This is a genomic window from Novosphingobium sp. BL-S-19, assembly GCF_055521675.1.
In genome coordinates, this window is record NZ_CM145498.1 from 1064430 (window position 1) to 1077252 (window position 12823).

Consider the following 12823-nt stretch of genomic DNA (forward strand, 5'->3'; position numbering starts at 1 on the left):
CAGAGCTTGGAGCAGGGTGCGCAGATCAGTGAACGGCGGGCGGCCTCGCCGCAGTCGGTAACGCGGGTGATCCGGCTGCTGGAGGTGCTGTGCGCCAGCAGCGAGCCGGTTTCGCTGGCGGATCTCAGTCGCCGCCTTGCCACGCCGAAGAGCAGCCTTGCGGCATTGCTGCGCGGGCTGGCGGACGAGGGCTTCGTGATCGGCACGGACGGTGCGTGGCGGCTCGGCCCCGGTGCCTTCGGGCTGGGCAGCGCGCTGACCGAGGCGCGGCGGCGGCTCCAGAGTTCGGACCTGATCCGCGACGGCATGCGCCGCCTCAGCGCAGCCAGCGGCGAGACGGTGTTGCTGGGCGTGGGTGACACGCAGGGCGAGAGCATGACCTACGTCGATCTGGTGGAGAGCGCGCATGTGGTGCGCTATCTGGTCTCGATCGGAGATCGCCGGCCGTTCTACGCCACGGCAGGCGGCCGGGCACTGCTGGCGACATGCTCGGCCGAGGCGGTGGACAGCTATCTGAAGCGCCTCAACGCCCAGCGCCTTGCGCCGACCACGCTGGTTGACCGGGCCGGGCTGCGGGCAGAGATCGAGGCCGCGCGCGAGCAGGGCTATGCGCAGACCGTCGATCAGGCCGCCGAGGGCGTTACCGGCACGGCGGCGGTGATCCGCGATGCGGCGGGGCAGGTCGTCGGCGCGCTGGTGATTGCGGCGCCGACTGCTCGGGCTCGGGATCGGCTGGCGGAACTGGCGGAGCTGGTGGTGGCGGAAGCGGCACTGATTTCGCGCAGTCTGGGGTTCCGATAACGGACTATCCTCCCCTGCAAGGGGAGGTGGCGGCCCGCAGGGCTGACGGAGGGGGCTGGCGTCCTCAAGCAATGTCGCGGCAGGCCGAGACTCCCCTCCACCACCCTTTCGGGCGGTCCCCCTCCCCGTGCCGGGGAGGACAGGCCTTACGCCGCGCTGAGCAGCCCGCGATCGCCTTCCAGAGCGGCGGTCAATGCCGCGAGGAACTGGTCGGTCGCCCGTTCCCACGAGAACAGCGCACCAAGCGCCGCTGCATCCGCGCGTTCGATGCGCAGGGCGGTGCGGATCGCCACGGCCAGATCGTCGTCCACCGCCCCCGCCGGATGCCGCAGGCGATCTTCCACCCCGCATCCGTCGCGGCCCAGAATGTCGACCGGGCCGGTGACCGGGAACGCCGCCACCGGCGTGCCGCAGGCCAGCGCCTCGATCACGACGAGGCCGAACGTATCGGTGAGGCTGGGAAACACGAAGCAATCCGCCGCGCGATAGGCGCTGGCCAGTTCCTCGCCGCCCAGCGCGCCGAGGAACAGCACTTGCGGATAGCGTCGCTTCAGCGTTTCCAACGCCGGGCCGTCTCCCACCACCACCTTGCTGCCGGGCACATCGGCATCGAGGAACGCCTCAAGGTTCTTTTCGGGCGCGACGCGGCCGACGTTCAGCAGCACCGGGCCCGGCAGCGCCGCCATCGCCGGATGGCGCGGGCCTTCGGGACGGAACAGGCCATGATCGATGCCCCGGCTCCAGCGCCGCGTATGGCCGATGCTGCGCCCCGCCAGTTCCTCGGAAAGGCTGGCGGTGGACACCAGCACGGCCTGACTGGGCGCGTGGAAGCGCTGCATGATCGGCCAGAAGCGTTCGGCGCTGATCCCGGTTCGCACCGAGGCATATTCGGGAAAGCGCGTGTGGAAGGCGGACGTGAACGGCACGCCGCGAGCGAGGCACCAGCCGCGCGCGGCCCAGCCGATCGGCCCTTCGGTGGCGATGTGGACGATCTCCGGCCGGGTCCGGTCGAGCATCCGGCGCACCCCGAAACGGGGGGCCATGGCGAGGCGGATCGAGGCATAGCCGGGCATCGGCACGGTCAGGAACTGGTCCGGCGTCAGCGTATCCACCTGATGGCCGCGCCGGGTCAGTTCCTCTAGCGTGGCCGAGAGCGAACGGACGACGCCGTTGACTTGGGGAAGCCAGGCGTCGGTCGCCAGAGTAAGCTTCACTCGGCGGCCTCTGCCATGGCGGCCGCCGTATCCGCGCCGACGGTGTGGCCGCCGGTCTCGGCGATCCAGTCGATGATAGTGATGTCGCCCGCCGCGTCTTCCACCAGTGCGGTGCAGCTTTCCACCCAGTCGCCGTCGTTATAGTAGGTGATGCCGCCGAACTGGCGGATTTCCGCGCAGTGGATGTGGCCGCAGACCACGCCGTCGAACCCGCGCGAGATCGCCTCGTTCGCCACGGCTTCCTCGTAGCTGCAGACGTACTGGACGGCGTTCTTGACCTTCTTCTTCATGTAGGCCGAGAGCGACCAGTACGGCATCTTCAGCTTGCGCCGCACCGCGTTGAACACGATGTTTGCCCGCAGCAGCGCGCCGTAGGCCTTGTCGCCCAGGAAGGCGAGCCACTTGGCGTAGAGCACCACGCCGTCGAACGCGTCGCCATGCGTTACCAGCAGGCGGCGGCCGTCCTTGGTTTCGTGCACCGCTTCCAGCACCAGTTCCACGCCGCCGAAGGTGAGGCCGGCGTAATCGCGCAGCATCTCGTCATGATTGCCGGCGACGAAGACCACGCGGGTGCCGCGATGCGCCATCTTCAGGATGCGGCGGATCACTTCGTTGTGCGCGTCCGGCCAGTACCAGCCCTTGGAAAGCCGCCAGCCGTCGACGATGTCGCCCACCAGATAGAGCGTCTTGCACTCGATGGAGCGCAGGAAATCGACCAGCATTTCGGCATTGCAGCCGCGCGTGCCCAGGTGGACGTCGGAGATCCACACGGTTTCGTATTTGCGTTTGGGGCGAAAGCCCTTGGGATCGGGCAAGTCCAGCCAGGCCGGAATATTGCCGCCGATATCGCTGCCAGTCGCGCGTTCGAGAAGAGCCTGCATGTCGTTCCGCATCGGTCCGAACCCCCGTTTTGCTCCTGTCATATTTCGCATTGTCGCGTTGCGCGGCCGTGACGGTTGCGGGTCACTTCGATGACACTGGCGGCAGCGGGCCGGGCCGATTCCATCCGCGAGTCAATTTCTTGAACCAAAACCCCGCGATGTCATCGATATGTCACCTGTTCGTCACACTGGGGCGGCAAGTAGCCGCGCAGGTTATCAGGGTCAGGGGGCCATGCAGCGGATCGACATCTTCCTCACCAGCGAGCTTTCCGGAGGGATTGCCGCCTTCCGGCATGACGATTTCGACGTCGTGCTGCACCGCTGGAGCGACTTTGCCGAGCTTCCGCTGATCGAAGGCGCGCTCTGGATCTTCATCGACTGGGTGATGCCCGAAATGTCCGGCCTGGAACTGTGCCGCCGCCTGCGCGCCGACGCGCTGACGCAGAATGCGCACGTGACGATGGTGCTTGAGGAAGACAACCAGGAAGACCGCAAGCGCGCGCTGCGCATGGGCGCGGACGACTATATCGTCGGCCCGCTGACCCGCGCCGCGCTGCTGGACCGGGTGCTGGGCGCGAATATCGGCGAACAGGAAGCGACCGGGCTGCGTGTGCTGGCACAGGGCGAATTAACCGTGGACGTCGCCGCATTCCAGGCACGCTGGCAGGGCAAGCCGATCTCGCTGATGCCCAACGAACTGCGCCTGCTACGCTATTTCATCGAACATCCCGGCCGCGTGTTCACCCGCACGCAGCTGATCGCCGCGCTGGGCAAGCAGGAACCGGCGGTGGACGAACGCACGGTGGACGTGTGGATCGGCCGCCTGCGCCGCGCGCTGAAGGGCGTGGGCGCGGGCAATCCGCTGCGTACCGTGCGATCGCTGGGGTACGTTTTCGACACGGCGTAAGAGACCGTTTGAAAATTCGCAAAATGCGAATTTTGCGGCACCAGCCCTCTCCCCCACCCTACCACCCATCGGTAGTATCCTGCGGGTGGTAGGGTGGGGGAGAGGGCTGGTGCCGCCTCAAAAATGCCCCTGCGGGCATTTTTCAAACGGACTCCAAGCGCGGTAGCGCCGCCGATGTCCGTCGCGTGCGGCGCGGTTTTGCAGTATGGTCCGGTCCTCCTCACTGCCCTTTGGAGGTGAACATGCTTGACCGCGACGCTGCATTGCAAACGGTTCGGGAAGTCTACGCCGCCCGCGTGTCGGGTAACAAGGAAGACGTGGCACAGTATTGGGCGGAGGATGCCCGTTTCGAATTCGTGGGTGAGTCGGCTCTATTGCATTCCGTGGGTCTGGCTGCCGATTCCTGTATGGAAGGTATCGGCAAGTTGATGGATCGCTTTCAATTCAGCGATCTGGAACTTCTGGATGCCGTGGTCGAAGGTGACAAGATCGCCGCGCACTGGAAAGTGACGGTGGCCACCGAAGGCAAGAACCCGGTGAACACCCAGCTTTTCGACCTGATCACGCTGAACGATCAGGGCAAGATCCAGTCTTTCGTCCAGTTCGCCGACACGGCGCTGGTCAGGCAGGTGGCTGCCTGAATTTCAGTTGCTGGCGTCGACGCCGGCGCGCGAATCGAAGGCGGTCTGTTCGTCGCGAATGTCGAAGGCAAACCATGCGCCTTGCCCGTGGTCATAGACCTGCACGAGCTGGTCGGTGACTTTGGCCGTGTAGTGGTGTGACGAGCCCCGGTCGTAGCCGCGCACTTCGGCGCCCTCGATCTCCACCGAGAATACCGCCTTGGCACCGGCGTCATAAAGATCGGGAAGCGTGCCGCCGAACTCCGCCTGACGGTTGCCGTCGAAGCCCTTCAACCGGTTTTCCCGCGCTTCGGCTGCGATCAGCAGTTCCCGCACGGCAGAATGATCGAAGACGCCGGCGACTTTCCTGCCGGTGATGAAGGCATAGGCGGTGGCGGCGATCATCGCGCGAGTATGGGGCTGCATGCCCGTAACATGGTGCGGGAATTGGGGAAATCAAGCCGCGTTGGGTGGCGGCCTAGGCCCCGGCGATGGCGTCCAGCCGGGCCTTGACCGGGGGCGGCAGGTCCAGCGTCGCCGCGGCAAGGTTTTCGGCCAGATGCGCGGTGCTCGATGTTCCCGGAATCAGCAGGAGGTTGGGCGATCGCGCCAGCAGCCAGGCCAAGGCCACCTGCATCGGCGTGGCCCCGATACCGGCCGCGATGTCGGACAAGGCATCCGATTGGATCGGGCTGAAACCGCCCAGCGGGAAGAATGGAACGTAGGCGATGCCCTGCGCGGCGAGCGAATCGACCAGCGCATCGTCGTGCCGGTGAACCAGATTGTACTGGTTCTGCACGCAGGCGACCGGGGCGATGGCCTGCGCCTGCGCCACTTGCCTTGCTGTCACATTGCTGAGGCCCAGATGACGGATCAGACCCTGCTCTCGCAACTCGGCAAGGGCGGAGAACTGCGGTTCCAGCGAGCCTTCGCTGGGGGCGTGAATGTCGCCCATCAGGCGCAAGTTGACGACTTCCAGGCGGTCGAGACCCAGATTGCGCAAGTTGTCATGCACGGCACGGGTCAGATCCTCGGCGCTCTGCGCGGGCAGCCAGGAGCCGTCCTCGCCGCGCAAGGCACCCACTTTGGTGACGATGACGAGGTCGTCCGCATAGGGATGGAGCGCCTCGCGGATGATCTGGTTGGTCACGTGCGGGCCGTAGAAATCGCTGGTGTCGATATGATTGACCCCGGCTTCCACGGCCGCGCGCAGCACCGCGAGGGCAGCCTCGCGATCGCGGGGTGGGCCGAAGACGCCTGGGCCCGCAAGCTGCATCGCGCCATAGCCCATGCGATTGACGATACGGTCGGCAAGCTGAAACGTACCGGCTTGGGCTAGAGCGGTCATGGCAGGTCTCCTTGGCGGGCAAGCGGCCGCTATCGGCCTATCGGGGGGTGGCCTGTACGCCGATCTTTTCGGCGCGGGGTAATTTGAGCCTTAACGCTTCTTCTTCACCGCTGGTTTCGGCGCTGCCGGTGCGGGCGGGCACGACCACGCCTTGCGGGTTGCGGCGAAGACGAGGGATGAGGCCGCATCGTTGCGGGTTTCCGGATTGTCACGCAGGTAGCCGACCGTCACGTCCTTCAACTGGCTGATCGTCACGCCGGAGGGGATGCAGCTTTTAAGCTTGGCGGCTTCGCGCGTGGTGTTCAGGGCGTCGACCGCGCCGGTGATGTAGGCGATGCATTCGTAGGAGCGCTCAAGATACTCCTTCTCGCCCTTCTGCACCGTGCAGATCTCATAGAGATCGTTGCCGGTGTAGAACCCCGCGTCGGCAGCGACGGGCAGGAGTGCCAAGGGCGCGGCGGCAGCGATGCAGGCCAGCTTTGCGGAATTCATGCGCGACTCTCTCTCCAGCCCGGGCGCAAAAGCGCGCCGTAAATACTTGGGGCAAATGGGCGATGCGTCAATAACCGAGCCGAAGGCGGATGGCTGCGTTTTCCTACCCGGTGCCGATGGAATAGATCTGGCGGGATGACAGGACGTTCCATCCCATTCGCTCAATCAGCCCGCAAGGTGACGCATTCGGTGCAAGGTGACACTCCGGCGCAAGGTGACGGTTTTTGCCCTGGACCGTGTCAACTGTGTCAACCGAACTGTCACCTTGCGGTGGTTTTCAGCCGTCAGCCCAGCCAGCCGGCGGTCTGGGCCAGCAGCCATAGGCCGATCACGAGGAACAGCAGCGCGGCCACGGTGCGCACCACGGTCAGCGGCACCCGCTTGATCAGCGCATCGCCCAGGAACACGGCCGGGACGTTGGCGATCATCATGCCGATGGTGGTGCCCGCCATGACCGGCAGCACGCTCTGGAAACGGGCGCCCAGCGCGATGGTGGCAAGCTGCGTCTTGTCGCCCATTTCCACCAGGAAGAAGGCGATGGCGGTGGCGACGAAGGGGCCGAAGCGGCTGGGCTTGGGCGCATCGTCATCGTCGAACTTGTCCGGAATCAGCGTCCAGGCGGCCATGGCGATGAAACTGAAGGCGATCAGGTAGCGGAACCACTGGCCGCTGAGGAAGGCGGAGGCCTGCTCGCCCACCAGCGCAGCCAGGAAGTGGTTGGCCAGCGTCGCCACGAAGATGCCGCCGACGATCGGCCAGGGGCGCTTGAAGCGGGTGGCCAGGACGATGGCGAGAAGCTGGGTCTTGTCGCCGATCTCGGCAAGGGCGACCACGGCAGTCGATGTAAGCAAGGCTTCCAAGGCGAATTCTCCGGGCCGGGCGACAGACAAGACAATAGCGTGGCAGAACCCACCCGGCCGGACGGAGCTGCAACGCCATTGGTCTCGCCCGAACGGTGCTCCGTCCTTCCGTGCGCCACGGCCTCTCGGCCAAGTGTGTTGACGACGGATCCCGCAGGGGTTGCGGGCGGCTACTCCCCAGATGACGCGCGGCCCATACCGCAGGCCATCCGGCCCGGCAAACAAAAAGAGAGCCCGGCTGCGTGGTCGCGGCCGGGCCCTTCAAGGATGAGCCGGGGGTCAGGGCCCCCGGGGTGAGGAAAAGTTAGAACTTGATCGAACCGGAAATCGTGAAGACGCGGCCCAGATCGTAGGTGTTGTAGTCCACCCGGCCGTCTTCCATTTGCTGGTATTCCTGATGGCCGCGGCCGGTGAGGTTGCGGCCTTCGAACTTCAGCTCGATTTCCTTGCTGTCGGACAGCTTGAAGCCCTGGCGGATCACCAGATCGATGGTCAGGCCGGGGTTCTCGACCACGTCCGGCTGGCCGGAGTTGGCAAGACCGCGGCTGACCGCGCGTTTGCTGGCATAGTTGAACAGGATCGTCTGCTGCGAGAGGCCGTCGGTATCCTCAAGCCCGATCTGCACGTTGCCGATATGCTTCGACTGACCGGTCAGCGGCGCGCCGTTCGTGAAGTAGTCGGTGGCAAGCGAAGTGCCGGTGCCGGCGCCGTAGATGCGCACGGTATCGGTATCGGAGACCTTCAGTTCGGACTTGGTGAAGGTGTAGTTGCCCACCAGCAGCAGGCGGCGCGTTTCGAAGAACTTGCCCATGCTATCGAGGGGCACGTACTTCTGCGCTTCCAGTTCGAAACCATAAAGGTTCGCCCTGGGCGCGTTGGCGTAAGACGTGACGAACGTCTCGGTGCCGGTCAGGTACGATTCGATCGGATTGTTCAGCCGCTTGTAGAAGCCGCCCAAGGCAATGCGCTGTTCCGGCGCGAAGTACCATTCCCAGCGCGCTTCGGCGTTGTAGAGCTGGCTGTCCACAAGGAACGGGTTGCCCTGATAGGTGCGGTTGGTGTCCGGATCGAAGTAGGGTTGGTACAGCAGTTCGCGGAACTGCGGGCGGGCGATCGTCTTCGACGCGCTCGCACGCAGCTGCATGCCGGGCTGAATCTCGTAAGTGAGCGTCAGCGCGGGCAGGAAGTATTCGTTCTTCAGGTCGGTCGCCTTGGTCGCAGGCTGGCCGATCGGGCGCAGGATCGTCGATTCCTTGGCATATTCCCAGCGCACGCCAAGGTCGAACGACAGCGCATCGGTAATCTGGCCATCGACCTTGCCGTAGAACGCGTGGTTCAGCAGGCGCGAGTCGAAGATCGCCGTGGAGGCATCCGGCTCACGCAGTTCGAGGCCGTAGTTGACGCCGTTGTCCGACAGGTACCAGCTGCCCGGCTGCAGCAGCACGTCAAGCCGCAGCAGGCCGAAGTTCGAGATCTGGGTCTGGTCGCCATTGGCGTAGATCGCGAAGGAACGGCGCGAGTTGGTGCGCGAGTTGATCTGGTAGGCATAGCCCACCGTGCCCGTCCAGCCCGGCGCGAAAAGGTGGCTGACGTCGGCACCGGCCGACCAGACATCCTCGTTCAGGCGTGAGAAGGTGACTGTGGTCGGATCCTGGTTGCCGTTGCCCAGGCGGTTGACGAAATCGTCGCCGTACTGGTCGGAAGCGGTGTTAGTGCGCAAGTACTCGGCGTTGATCTCGAACGGGGCGAGGCGCTTGGAGTTTGCGTAACCGGCTCGCAAGTCGATCGTGGTGTTGTCGGCCGGCTTGAATTCGCCCACGAACTGGGTGTCGATCAGCTGGCGCTCGTACCACGCGGTGGTCTGCTCCATGTAATCGGCATTCGGGTTGTTTTCCCGCTTACCCAGGCGCAGGCCGGTGTGCTTGTCGGTGTCGTGGATGTAGACGTTGGTCCAGCGGATCGAGTTCTCGCCCCACTCCAAACCAAGGCCCAGCAGTGCATTGCCGACGATGCGGTTGTCGGTGTTGACCGCGGTAAAGTTCTCGAACAGCTGGTCCGGATCGGCGGTAACGCCTTGGGCGCGCTGCTGCGTGATCTGCTTGGTCTGCGTCTTGTTCGAATAGCCGGCGGCGGCGATCACGCCCAGCGTGGCTCCATCGAATTCGAACTTGGTGCCCGCGGAGAAATCGGCGGACCAGTTCGGCTGCGTGTGGTTGTCCTTCTGGACCACCGCGTTGCGGCTGTTCACCAGCAGCCCGCCCAATTGCTTGGCCAGCTCGCTGGTCGGGTTGATCACCTGATCGCTGTTGAAATAGGCCTGCAGGTCCGACGGTATCGACCTGTTGCCGTTGTCCCAGCCCGTCCAGTCCGTCTTCGAACCGTAGTAGGTGTAGCTCAGCTGGTTGGTGCTCTCGGTATCCCAGCCGATGCCGCCGCCGAATTCGATGAAGCTTTCCGCCGGGATCGCCTTGGTCGTGAGGTTGATCACGCCGCCGCCGAATTCACCGGGGAAGTTGGCCGAATAGCTCTTCTGCACCATCGACGACGCGACGATGCTGGTGGGGAACAGGTCCAGCGGAACCACGCGCTTGAGCGGTTCGGGGCTGGGCAGGGGGGAGCCGTTGAGCAGGGCCAGCGAATAGCGATCGCCCAGGCCGCGCACGTAGACGTAACCGTTGCCCACCACCGAAAGACCGGTGACGCGGCCCAGCGCGCCGGCAATGTCGCCTTCGCCGGTGCGGGCGATTTCCTCGCTGGAAAGGACCGAGATCACTTCCGGGGCGGTGCGCATGGCGTTGCGGCTGCGCTGGCCGGTCACGATGATGGCGCCGCCGGGCACCGAAATCTCGGGCGCCGCAGGCTCCTCAGCGGCGTCAGCCGGCGGGGCGCTGTCGTCAGAAGCGGTAGAAGTGGTGCTGTCCTGCGCCCACGCCATGGCCGGCGTGAGGATCGACGTGGAAAGCAGCAGCAGCGAGGCGAGCCGCGGCTTGGTCATGATTGGTCCCCCTGGAACACGAATTTCATTTCTTGACCCTCGGTTCGGGCCCGAAGCGTGACAAAGGGGGAGCGGCCGCGATGGGCCGCCCCCCCGAAGTCACGGGCGGCCCGTTCAGGTGGTCGGCAGCGCGGTGCAGCTGGTGGCCGAACCGAACGCGGCAGTCGCGTTGTTGCAGGTCCAGCCCTTGTACCAGGTGTCCGAAGCGTCCTTGACGGCGCCGATGTAGGCGACGTTGTCGAAGTAGCTCGAAAGCGAGGTGATGCTGGCATAGGCCGGAACCGCCGCCTCGTTCGTGCCGTTGACGAAAGTGCTCGTCAGCGTCGAGGTGAAGGCGTCGTTGTTGTTCGTGCCTGCAGCGAACTGCGACTGGGTGTTGGTGGCGGTGTAGCTGCCCGAGCCCAGGTACTTGGCCGAGTTGCAGCTCATCACCACCGAATAGGCCGTCAGCGTCGCCGGCACGGTGCCGCTGCCGTTCAGACGAAGGCATTCGTTGTTCGGCGTGTTGATGATGCCGTTGGCAAGGGTGACGTCGGCATTGCCGCGGATCAGCAGCGAAGCAAGGTCGTTGGCTTCGTTGTTCGAGCTGACGGCCGGCTGGACCATCGTGAAGTTCGCGATGTTGGTCTTCTGGCGCGGGAACTGGTCTTCGGCGCCGTTCGAGTCGGCTTCGACCATGGCATCGCCGCCGCCGCTGCGCTGGAGCAGGAGGACGTACTGGAAGTTGCCCTGCAGGCCGGTGTCGACGTCAAGGCTGTCATCGTCGGCGTTGACGGCGATGTAGTGCTTGAAGTTCACCGCGCCGCCGAAGAATTCGGCGCCGTCGTCCGAGCTGTTGACCGACTGGAAGTATTCCAGCGTGGTGCCGGTGCCGGTGCCTTCGGTGGTCAGCGACTGCAGTTCCTTGCCGTTGCTGAGCACGTAGCCCGAATAACGGATCTGCACGTACTTCATCGTGCCGGCGTTGTAGGTGTTGTCGCTGCCGCCGAAGACGGCCTTGTTGACCGCGCCTTCGGTGTCGCGTTCGCAAGTGGTGGAACCGCCGGCAACGGTCGGCGCCGCGCCGTAGTTGCAGTCCGTCACCTGGCCACGGCCGAGCAGCACGACGCCGCCCCACTGGCCCTGCGAGCTGTCGTTGTTGGTGCCGACGACGTTGTCGCGGCTGGTGAAGATGATCGGCAGCGCGGCGGTGCCGGTGGCGTTGATCTTGTTGCCGCGGTTCACGGCGAGCCAGGCCGGCTCGGCGCCGTTTTCACCGTAGAGGATCACGCCCGGATCGATCGTCAGCGTGACGTTGGTGTCGGCCGAGAGAACCTTGCTGTTGCAGCTGGCGGTGGTGGTGGTGAAGGTCGAAGTCGCGGTCGGAGCCGCGAAGCCGCCATCACAGCCGACGTCGACACGGCCGTTCAGGCGATAGAGCACGCCGGCAACCTTGGGCAGGCTGGAGCTGACGTCAACCAGCGCCGGCAGCGTGCAGACGCGCCAGGTGCCTTCGGGGCCGCTGATGGTGCCGCTGTTGGTCAGGCCGCCGGTGGCGTTGAAGCTGGGGCAGCTGGCCGCCGCGACGACGGTGCCCGAAGTCGGGGTCGGCGTCGGCGTGGGGGTCGGCGTCGGATTGTTGATCACGATGCTGCCCGCGCCAGGCGAGGAGATGTCGTCGGCGCCGCAACCGGCAAGTGCAAGAGCGCTGCAGCCGAGCAGCATCATGCCATGGATAGTCTTCACGTGATTTCCCCCGTTGGACAGGTCGGTACGAGACGGCGAGTCCGCCTTCGCTGTCAGGGGCGTCTAGGGGGAGGGGGTGACAGTTTGTTGGCGAAACCATGACAGAAATGTACGGTTTTATAACCGTAATATGACGAAACCCTGCGGCGGAGGTTCGCTCCGTCGCTCGACTCGTCAGATTGCGGGCGGTTCACAGGTAAATTGCAGTTTTATGACACTCTCGTCATTTTCTTGCGGGCGACGAAATTCCGGCGGATGTTGCAGGCAATCAACAGCATCTTGTCCGGGAGAAAAATCATGTCGCTCACCGCCGTATTCGCATCGGTCCTCCTTGCTCAGACGCCCGCCGCGCTGGCCGTGGACGTGCCTGCGCGTGATACCGTGGACGTGGCCTATCAGGATCTTTCCGCCGGCCGTGCCGAAGAGGCTCTACGCAAGCTGGAAGCGAACGGTGCCGCCCGGTCGAGCGACCCGGCAACGCTGATCAATCTGGCTGCCGCTTACGCCGCCACGGGCCGCAGCGATAAGGCTTTGCTGGCCTATCGCGCCGCCATCAATAGCCAGGATCGCTACGATCTGCAGCTTGCCGACGGCACTTGGGCTGACTCGCGCGATGCCGCGCGGATGGCCATGCAGAAGATGATGCGCGCCACCGCGCAGGCGTCACGCTGAGTGGCCGGCGGTGCAGGAAGATCACTTGTGGCCATAACGGGGCGGAATAGCGTATAAGGCCCCACCCCTGCGGTAGATCGGGCACCTGGATCGCTGGGTTGGCGGCATGCTGCCAGCCGTGTGATTGCGGCCGTCCTCTCCATTCGCGGAGGGGATGCGGCCTGTGTGCCGGACGGAGACAGGAGCCCCTTGCGCGGGGCAACAGGGAGATCGGGCAACCCGGTTGATTCCGGAATAGGTCGTCTCTTCGTCACACTTCTGTCATCTGGGTGGCGCACTGGGCCGTCATACGGAGGGCATGGTGATTC

12 protein-coding genes and 1 riboswitch are annotated in these 12823 nt (G+C 64.9%); of the genes, 4 read left to right on the plus strand and 8 right to left on the minus strand.

Going from position 1 to position 12823, the window contains the following annotated elements; genetic code table 11:
- The first annotated feature begins 6 nt into the window (after window positions 1-6).
- On the plus strand, window positions 7-801 hold the full coding sequence (locus ACZ1JV_RS13395) for an IclR family transcriptional regulator (RefSeq protein WP_465151932.1): 795 nt from the start codon (window positions 7-9) through the stop codon (window positions 799-801).
- 146 nt (window positions 802-947) lie between these two features.
- Here ACZ1JV_RS13395 and ACZ1JV_RS13400 read toward each other — a convergent pair whose 3' ends face one another.
- Both ACZ1JV_RS13400 and ACZ1JV_RS13405 read right to left on the minus strand, forming a co-directional pair.
- Complete coding sequence (locus tag ACZ1JV_RS13400; protein WP_465151933.1) at window positions 948-2015, minus strand: glycosyltransferase family 4 protein; 1068 nt, start codon at window positions 2013-2015, stop codon at window positions 948-950.
- The gene (locus ACZ1JV_RS13405) at window positions 2012-2908 is read right to left on the minus strand and encodes a UDP-2,3-diacylglucosamine diphosphatase (protein WP_465137610.1); all 897 of its coding nucleotides are present in this window, start codon (window positions 2906-2908) and stop codon (window positions 2012-2014) included. Before ACZ1JV_RS13405 ends, ACZ1JV_RS13400 begins: the two co-directional genes overlap by 4 nt.
- Window positions 2909-3128: 220 nt before the next feature.
- Between ACZ1JV_RS13405 and ACZ1JV_RS13410 the strand changes: the two genes are divergently transcribed.
- Both ACZ1JV_RS13410 and ACZ1JV_RS13415 read left to right on the plus strand, forming a co-directional pair.
- Window positions 3129-3803, plus strand: a complete 675-nt coding sequence (locus ACZ1JV_RS13410; protein WP_465137611.1) for a response regulator transcription factor — start codon at window positions 3129-3131, stop codon at window positions 3801-3803.
- A gap of 242 nt (window positions 3804-4045) precedes the next feature.
- Window positions 4046-4444 carry a nuclear transport factor 2 family protein gene (locus ACZ1JV_RS13415; protein ID WP_465137612.1) on the plus strand — a complete coding sequence of 133 codons (399 nt, stop codon included), beginning with the start codon at window positions 4046-4048 and terminating at the stop codon, window positions 4442-4444.
- A gap of 3 nt (window positions 4445-4447) precedes the next feature.
- On the opposite strand, the gene ACZ1JV_RS13420 is transcribed toward ACZ1JV_RS13415, so the two are convergent.
- The 6 genes from ACZ1JV_RS13420 to ACZ1JV_RS13445 all read right to left on the minus strand — a co-directional run bounded on the left by ACZ1JV_RS13420 (window position 4448) and on the right by ACZ1JV_RS13445 (window position 11843).
- Window positions 4448-4849, minus strand: coding sequence for a hypothetical protein (locus ACZ1JV_RS13420; protein ID WP_465151934.1), 402 nt, complete (start codon window positions 4847-4849; stop codon window positions 4448-4450).
- Between the two features lie 52 nt (window positions 4850-4901).
- Window positions 4902-5771: an aldo/keto reductase family oxidoreductase gene (locus ACZ1JV_RS13425; protein ID WP_465151935.1), complete on the minus strand. Its 870-nt coding sequence runs from the start codon at window positions 5769-5771 to the stop codon at window positions 4902-4904.
- A gap of 90 nt (window positions 5772-5861) precedes the next feature.
- Window positions 5862-6263, minus strand: a complete 402-nt coding sequence (locus tag ACZ1JV_RS13430) for a Rap1a/Tai family immunity protein (RefSeq protein WP_465137615.1) — start codon at window positions 6261-6263, stop codon at window positions 5862-5864.
- A 284-nt stretch (window positions 6264-6547) separates the two neighbouring features.
- Entirely contained in the window at window positions 6548-7123 is a 576-nt protein-coding gene (locus tag ACZ1JV_RS13435; RefSeq protein ID WP_465151936.1) for a TMEM165/GDT1 family protein, read from the minus strand.
- 59 nt (window positions 7124-7182) lie between these two features.
- A riboswitch (yybP-ykoY riboswitch) is annotated at window positions 7183-7315 on the minus strand.
- A gap of 112 nt (window positions 7316-7427) precedes the next feature.
- Window positions 7428-10118 (minus strand): TonB-dependent receptor domain-containing protein, encoded by a 2691-nt coding sequence (locus ACZ1JV_RS13440; protein ID WP_465151937.1) that lies wholly within the window; start codon window positions 10116-10118, stop codon window positions 7428-7430.
- A 114-nt stretch (window positions 10119-10232) separates the two neighbouring features.
- Complete coding sequence (locus tag ACZ1JV_RS13445; protein WP_465151938.1) at window positions 10233-11843, minus strand: hypothetical protein; 1611 nt, start codon at window positions 11841-11843, stop codon at window positions 10233-10235.
- A 297-nt stretch (window positions 11844-12140) separates the two neighbouring features.
- Between ACZ1JV_RS13445 and ACZ1JV_RS13450 the strand changes: the two genes are divergently transcribed.
- Complete coding sequence (locus ACZ1JV_RS13450) at window positions 12141-12515, plus strand: hypothetical protein (protein ID WP_465151939.1); 375 nt, start codon at window positions 12141-12143, stop codon at window positions 12513-12515.
- Window positions 12516-12823 lie beyond the last annotated feature (308 nt).

What these genes read in the sequence shown, in the direction of transcription:
- ACZ1JV_RS13425 (WP_465151935.1), bottom strand. Translation starts at nt 5,771, where the DNA reads ATGACCGCTCTAGCCCAAGCCGGTACGTTTCAGCTTGCCGACCGTATC.
- ACZ1JV_RS13410 (WP_465137611.1), top strand. Translation starts at nt 3,129, where the DNA reads ATGCAGCGGATCGACATCTTCCTCACCAGCGAGCTTTCCGGAGGGATT.
- ACZ1JV_RS13430 (WP_465137615.1), bottom strand. Translation starts at nt 6,263, where the DNA reads ATGAATTCCGCAAAGCTGGCCTGCATCGCTGCCGCCGCGCCCTTGGCA.
- ACZ1JV_RS13415 (WP_465137612.1), top strand. Translation starts at nt 4,046, where the DNA reads ATGCTTGACCGCGACGCTGCATTGCAAACGGTTCGGGAAGTCTACGCC.
- ACZ1JV_RS13450 (WP_465151939.1), top strand. Translation starts at nt 12,141, where the DNA reads ATGTCGCTCACCGCCGTATTCGCATCGGTCCTCCTTGCTCAGACGCCC.
- ACZ1JV_RS13420 (WP_465151934.1), bottom strand. Translation starts at nt 4,849, where the DNA reads ATGCAGCCCCATACTCGCGCGATGATCGCCGCCACCGCCTATGCCTTC.
- ACZ1JV_RS13405 (WP_465137610.1), bottom strand. Translation starts at nt 2,908, where the DNA reads ATGCGGAACGACATGCAGGCTCTTCTCGAACGCGCGACTGGCAGCGAT.
- ACZ1JV_RS13440 (WP_465151937.1), bottom strand. Translation starts at nt 10,118, where the DNA reads ATGACCAAGCCGCGGCTCGCCTCGCTGCTGCTGCTTTCCACGTCGATC.